Below are 2,055 nucleotides of genomic sequence, written 5' to 3'. Positions count from 1 at the left end.
TACAAAAAATAAAAATCAACCCATTGATTTTCCAAATATATTATATCTTTTCTATCATCTTTTGTCAAGCAGAAGCGCCCGCTTTTCAGCGAGCGCAGGTGCAGAATTATGAAATTGGTATTGACAAATATAGGGATTAACAAAATTAAACTAACGCCGCGCCGAGATTCTTGCAAGCGACAACGGCTTCATCATCGGGAGCGTCATTTGCGATCACGCACTCGCAGGCAAGAGATACGCCCGCGTTTTGGCAGGATTCCTGCCAGTCGCGCATCCACTGACCGTCGCCCCAGCCGTAAGAGCCGAAAAGAGCTATCTTCTTGCCGGAAAGCGAGGGCAGAACCGCGTCGAACATCGGCTGGAATTCATCCTCCTCCAAAACCTCGTCGCCCATTGCGGGACAGCCGAACGCGATCGCGTCAAAATCCGCGACCATATCGGCGGAGAAATCCGAAGCGTTGAAAACGCTGACCTCAGCGCCGGCTTCCTGCGCGCCCGCTTTAACGGCGTCCGCCATTGCTTCGGTGTTGCCTGTTCCGCTCCAAAAAACAATTGCTATATTACTCATAATCATTCTGTCCTTTCTGTCGTTGGTATTATATTTTGTTCAGACCACGCCGTTGCTGTTGTTTCCGTCTAACAGACTGTTCCAAAGGCGTGCTTGGATGCAGCGTCACGCTGCTTTACTAACTACTAATTTATTGATCGGTGTGCCTTGAAGCCATTTGGAATAATAGATGTCGGAGCATTTTTTATACTTGGCAAACGCGCACCGGGCTTTTTCTTCATTACCGTAAACCTTCCAACAACCGCAGCATTTACAGCAGTTTCCCTTATGAAGAATGAAGCCGCGAACGTCCTCGGGAGGGTAGCCGAGAAACAGTCCGATTTCGTGCGGAAATTCGGGACACTTTTTGACTCTGCTTTTCAGTCTGTTCAGACAAGCCTTACTGTCAAAGCTTTTGTATCCCATTGACGCTAAAATGGATCGTGCCTGTGGATCGGACAAATCCCTTTCAAGCTGTGTCGGGCGAAATACATAGATCAAGGCGCGTTTCTTGCCGTATCCCAATGGCTGCATTTTCACTCCCTTATGGCTGAAACGCCGGTTAAACTCCTGCGTGTAACGCTCAACATCTTGTTTCTGCGAATAAACACAAGTAAAGAGATTGGCGGTTTTCAGCCCCGCGAGAGTGGGAGAACAATGCTTGATAATCAAATCTTCCGACATCTGTTTATTACTCCGTGGTTTCGTCTATAGTTAGCACTGGCTAACCGATGTTCAAAAAACAAACATCCTCCAGTCGGATGTTGTATCTGTATCGGTTACCCTCTGCTAACTGAACAAGTGTAATATATCATATCTTTTTATTCTTGTCAAGAGATTTTTTAATAAAAAAGAATCAGCCTACAGAAAAAACGTTCCGTTGGCTGATATGATTATCATAAATCTTCGTTCAAATGCTTTTTCAAAGCTGCGAAAGTAGTAGAGCTTATAACATGCTCAATCTTGCAGGCGTCGTTTGTCGCCGTTTCCTCGTCAACACCGAGCTTCATAAACAGCTCGCTCAAAACGGTATGGCGCTCGTAGGTGCGCTCGGCGACCTCCAGCCCCGCTTAGGTTAAAGTAATTCCGCCGTCCTCCGCAACCTTAATATATCCGCCGTCGCGAAGAATACCCATTGCGCGGCTGACGCTCGGCTTTGAGTAACCAAGCTCCGCACCAACGTCTATAGCCCGGACAAACGCCTTTTCCTTCCTGAGAACATAAATCGTTTCCAGATACATTTCGCCTGATTCCTTGAGTACCAAAGCCTTCACCTCCGCCGTTTGATGAAAGTATTATAGCACATATATTTTAGATTGGCAAGTATACCAATTCAATCGTTAATCTTCGTGTTTTATAATTATATTTTTATGCCGACAAAGCCTGTTCCCTGTTCATAAGATATGAACGGTAAAAATCTCCGCGAGCTTCGTTCAGTCGTCTGTATGCTGCGGATTTTTTCAGATGATATCTGCCCGCGATTACAGTCATGGGCTGATGACGGAAAA

The 2,055-nt window shown here is 46.1% G+C and carries 2 protein-coding genes and 1 pseudogene; all 3 read right to left on the bottom strand.

Going from position 1 to position 2,055, the window contains the following annotated elements; genetic code table 11:
* Nucleotides 1-145: 145 nt before the first annotated feature.
* The 3 genes and pseudogenes from JKK62_RS01745 to JKK62_RS01735 all read right to left on the bottom strand — a co-directional run bounded on the left by JKK62_RS01745 (nucleotide 146) and on the right by JKK62_RS01735 (nucleotide 1,812).
* The gene (locus JKK62_RS01745; RefSeq protein WP_201426688.1) at nucleotides 146-568 is read right to left on the bottom strand and encodes a flavodoxin; all 423 of its coding nucleotides are present in this window, start codon (nucleotides 566-568) and stop codon (nucleotides 146-148) included.
* 105 nt (nucleotides 569-673) lie between these two features.
* Nucleotides 674-1,231 (bottom strand): DUF3793 family protein, encoded by a 558-nt coding sequence (locus JKK62_RS01740; protein ID WP_201426687.1) that lies wholly within the window; start codon nucleotides 1,229-1,231, stop codon nucleotides 674-676.
* A 212-nt stretch (nucleotides 1,232-1,443) separates the two neighbouring features.
* Nucleotides 1,444-1,812 (bottom strand): annotated as a pseudogene (locus JKK62_RS01735) (metal-dependent transcriptional regulator).
* Nucleotides 1,813-2,055: the final 243 nt, after the last annotated feature.

The sequence above is a fragment of the Ruminococcus difficilis genome, from assembly GCF_016680995.1.
Note: the sequence above shows the minus strand (reverse complement) of the source record. Positions and strands in the feature narration are given on the sequence as shown.